Origin of the sequence: Pseudomonas sp. CF161, from assembly GCF_000416215.1 — a bacterium.
Classification (GTDB): domain Bacteria; phylum Pseudomonadota; class Gammaproteobacteria; order Pseudomonadales; family Pseudomonadaceae; genus Aquipseudomonas.
Genome location: NZ_ATLP01000113.1, coordinates 1 through 3,922, shown reverse-complemented (window position 1 = coordinate 3,922; position 3,922 = coordinate 1). Strand labels below are relative to the sequence as shown.

The window sequence follows — 3,922 nt, the reverse complement described above, 5'->3', positions numbered from 1 at the left end:
GCCCCGAAGCCGGCACCGGCAACGTGCTGCCGGCCTACCTGGGCGACCGTGTGTACCAGGGCGCCAGCACCCACCTGGCGCTCAACGTCAGCGCGGACCAGGCCCCGATCAACCTGTCGGTGCCGGGCGACCACCCCGGCGCGCGGCTGCCCAGCGGGACCCCGGTGTGGCTCAGTTGGCCGGTGCAGCACGGGTTCCTGCTGGACGCCTGAGCCAGGGCGGGTTTCGCCCGGCGCCGCACCTTCACAGCTCTCCCCATAACAACAATCGGCCGCGCCCGCTGAAGGGTGACGGCCCAGCGAGGACTTGCCCCATGAGCCTGGACCATCAGCGCGACAGCATTCAGATCCTGATCGACAAAGCCCGCACCGGGCAGATCGACCGCCGCAGTTTCATCCAGGCCATGGGGCTGCTCGCCGCCCTGCCGCTGGCCATGCGCAGCGGCATCAGTTGGGCGGCGGACAAGCCGCTGGTGGTGGTCAACTGGGGCGGCGATGCGCTGGATGCATTTCGCAAGGCCTGGACCGACAGCTTCACCCGCAACACCGGGATCGCGGTGCGGATCGACGGCGCCGGGCCGACCGAGGGTGCCATCCGCTCGCAACTGGCCAGCGGCCGCCCCAGCTGGGACGTGGTCGATGTCGACAGCTACAGCGCCATGACCCTGGGCCGCGACCAGGTGCTGCAACCCCTGGACTACAGCGTGGTGCAGCGCGACCTGGTGGCCCCGGAGCTGTCCCACGAACACGGGATCGCCGGTTATCTGTTCAGCTACGTGATCGCCTGGGACAGCCAGAAATTCGGCAACAACGGCCCGAAAAACTGGGCCGATTTCTGGAACGTGGAGCAATTTCCCGGCAAGCGCACCCTCTACAAATGGATGAACGGCATGCTCGAAGCGGCGCTGCTGGCCGACGGCGTAGCGGCGCATCAGCTGTACCCGCTGGACGTGCCTCGGGCGTTGCGCAAAATCGACGAACTCAAGCCCCACGTCCTGTCGTTCTGGGGTTCGGGCGCGGAAAGCCAGCAGTTGATGATCGAGGGCGAAGCCTCGGTCGGCGCCATCTGGCACACCCGCGCTACCCTGCTCGCCGAAGACAGCGAAAACCGCATCAAGTGGAGCTTCGACAACGCCTTTATCAACGCCAGCAGTTGGGGCGTGCTCAAGGACAACCCGGCCGGGCGCCCGGCGGCCATGCAGTTCATCCAGCACGCGTTGCAGCCGGCCGGCCAGCTCACACTGTTCGAAAGCCTGGGCAACGGCCCGTCCAACCCGGCCACCCAGCAGTTGATGAGCGCCGAGCAGCGCGAGCGCAACTGCGCCTCCGAGGAGAACCTGAAGAAGCAGATCTTCCTCGACACCCAGTGGTACGCCGACCACTACGCCAACACCCTGGAACAGTACCTGACCCACCTGTCCAAGTGAGCCGTCGACCATGAGTGCAACCCGAACCGCTCGCCTGGAACGCAACCTGCTGCTGTTCCCCCTGCCGCTGCTGCTGGTGGTGTTTTACCTGCTGCCGTTCTTCGGCGTGGTCGGCTGGAGCTTCACCCTGCCCGAACCCGGCCTCGACCAGTACCAGCGCATCGCCACCGACCCGGCGATCCACGACATGCTCTGGCGCACCTTGCGCCTGTGCCTGACGGTCAGCGTGCTGGCGCTGCTGATCGGCTACCTGCTGGCCTACTGCTGGGTGTTCAGCCCGCCGTTCTGGCAGCGGGTGGTGGAAATCTGCGTGTTTATCCCGTTCTGGATCTCGGTGCTGGTGCGGGCCTTCGGCTGGTTGATCGCCCTGCGCAGCAACGGTGTGGTCAACGACAGCCTGATGGCCCTGGGGCTGGTGGAGCACCCGCTGCAGTTGACCCGCAACGAACTGGGGGTGGTGATCGGCATGCTCCACTTCATGATTCCCTATGCGTTGTTTCCGCTGCTGTCGAGCATGCGCCAGCTCGACCAGCGCGTGCTGCTGGCTTCACGCGGGCTCGGCGCCAGCGCCTTGCGCACCTTCTGGCAGGTACTGTTGCCGCAGACCCTGCCCGGGCTGCTGGGGGCCTTCATCATGGTCTTTGTGTTCTGCCTGGGCTTTTTCATCACCCCGGTGCTGCTCGGTGGCGGGCAGACCGTGATGATTGCCGAATACGTGTTCCTGCAAATGTTCCAGACCAGCAACTGGGGCCTGGGCGCGGCGCTCAGCCTGGTGCTGCTGGCCCTGGTCAGCGCGTTGATCTGGCTGCTGCTGCGCATCACCCGCGTCAACCGACTGGTGAGCTGAGGACGTTATGAATACACATCGCACTGCCCCGAGTACCCGGCTGCTGGCCGTGGTCGCCATGGCCTTCATGCTGTTCCCGTTGCTGACGGTGATCCCGGTGTCCTTCACCGCCAAGCGCTACCTGTCGATGCCCGACGGCAACTGGTCGCTGCGTCACTACCAAGCGCTGCTGAGCAACCCCGACTGGCTGTCGAGCATCGGCCAGAGCCTGGCCATCGCCAGCGCCACCAGCCTGATCGCGACCCTGCTGGCGGTGAGTTTCAGCCTCGGCATCTGGTACCTGCGCTCCCGCCTGGCGACCCTGCTGATCGGCCTGGTGCTGCTGCCCATGGCCATCCCGCCGGTGATTTCGGCGCTGGTCCTGTACTTCATGGAAACCAACCTCAGCCGTATCGCCCCAGGCTGGGGCTACGACACCCTGCCCGGGGTGGTGATCGCCCATGTGGTGATGGTGGTGCCCTATGGCGTGGTGACCATGCTGGTGGCCCTGAGCCAGGTCGACCGGCGCATCGAACTGGCCTCGCGCAACCTGGGGGCCAGCCTGATGCAGACCACCTTTCTGGTGATGCTGCCGAACCTCAAGCTGGGGATTTTCTCCACCGCGCTGCTGAGCTTTGCCCTGTCCTGGGAAGAGGTGGCGGTGACCCTGTTTATCACCAGCGTCGACGTCAACACCCTGCCGCGACGGATCTGGGGCGGCCTGCGCGATAACGTCGACCCCAGCGTGGCGGCGATTTCGGTGCTGCTGATCGGCGTCACCCTGCTGGTGCTGCTGGCCCGCCTGGCGCTGGAATACCGCAGCCAGCGACGCGCACAGCGTTGATCAGGGGCGCTGCTTGGGCGGCGCCACTGACTATTACGCCTTCAACTGATCGGGGTCATACCTGGACACGTATCTTTTGTCCGATATTCAGCCCGCGGCCCGCCAGGTTGCATCGACTCTTCTAGACTCAATAGGCAGTCGTGCATGGAACTGAACATGTCGCTTCCGAGCCGTCGAATCGGAGGCGGCGTGGCAAGCTGCCCTTTATGCCCTGAACAGGTGCGGCGAAGACCGCGCCGGGTACAACAAGATGCCCGCTCAGGGTGCCTGGCCAACGGCCTGAACATGCCGCGATACCGTGACGTGGCGTGACTGCCGCAGCCGACACTTTCGGACCGCCGACAGCCTTTGGGCGTGTCCGTGACCGTGAGGAATGCTGTATGCCTGATGAGATGTTGCACCTGCCTATGGTCAACAGCCTGCTGGAGCGCCACAAGGGCTCCCCTGGCGCACTGTTGCCGATCCTTCATGAAATTCAGGAAGGCATCGGCTACATCCCCGATGCCGCCATCCCCGAGATTGCCCACGCCCTGAACCAGAGTCAGGCCGAGATTCGCGGGGTAATCAGCTTCTACCATGACTTTCGCAGCGCACCGCCGGCGCGCCATATCCTGCGCCTGTGCCGGGCCGAGTCGTGCCAGAGCCGCGGCGCCGAGCAACTGGCGGCGCACCTGCGCGAGCGCCTGCAACTGGACGACCACGGCAGCAGCGCCGATGGCAGCATCAGCCTGCGCCCGGTGTATTGCCTGGGCGCCTGTGCCTGCTCGCCCGCCCTGGAACTGGATGGCCAGGTCCACGCACGCCTGAACGCCGAGCGCCTCGATGC

Annotated in this window: 5 protein-coding genes; all 5 read left to right on the top strand. The window is 65.5% G+C overall.

Annotation, left to right across the window (positions count from 1 at the left end; translation table 11 throughout):
- On the top strand, positions 1-212 hold a 212-nt coding region (locus CF161_RS27415; protein ID WP_020299890.1), incomplete at its 5' end, for a TOBE domain-containing protein.
- Between the two features lie 101 nt (positions 213-313).
- Positions 314-1,426: an ABC transporter substrate-binding protein gene (locus CF161_RS27410; RefSeq protein WP_020299889.1), complete on the top strand. Its 1,113-nt coding sequence runs from the start codon at positions 314-316 to the stop codon at positions 1,424-1,426.
- Between the two features lie 10 nt (positions 1,427-1,436).
- Positions 1,437-2,273: an ABC transporter permease gene (locus CF161_RS27405; RefSeq protein WP_020299888.1), complete on the top strand. Its 837-nt coding sequence runs from the start codon at positions 1,437-1,439 to the stop codon at positions 2,271-2,273.
- A gap of 7 nt (positions 2,274-2,280) precedes the next feature.
- Positions 2,281-3,096, top strand: coding sequence for an ABC transporter permease (locus CF161_RS27400; RefSeq protein ID WP_020299887.1), 816 nt, complete (start codon positions 2,281-2,283; stop codon positions 3,094-3,096).
- 380 nt (positions 3,097-3,476) lie between these two features.
- On the top strand, positions 3,477-3,922 hold a 446-nt coding region (locus CF161_RS27395; protein ID WP_020299886.1), incomplete at its 3' end, for a formate dehydrogenase subunit gamma.

Excerpts from the sequence above, each read along its gene's own strand:
- CF161_RS27410 (WP_020299889.1), top strand. The coding sequence starts at position 314 with ATGAGCCTGGACCATCAGCGCGACAGCATTCAGATCCTGATCGACAAA.
- CF161_RS27405 (WP_020299888.1), top strand. The coding sequence starts at position 1,437 with ATGAGTGCAACCCGAACCGCTCGCCTGGAACGCAACCTGCTGCTGTTC.
- CF161_RS27400 (WP_020299887.1), top strand. The coding sequence starts at position 2,281 with ATGAATACACATCGCACTGCCCCGAGTACCCGGCTGCTGGCCGTGGTC.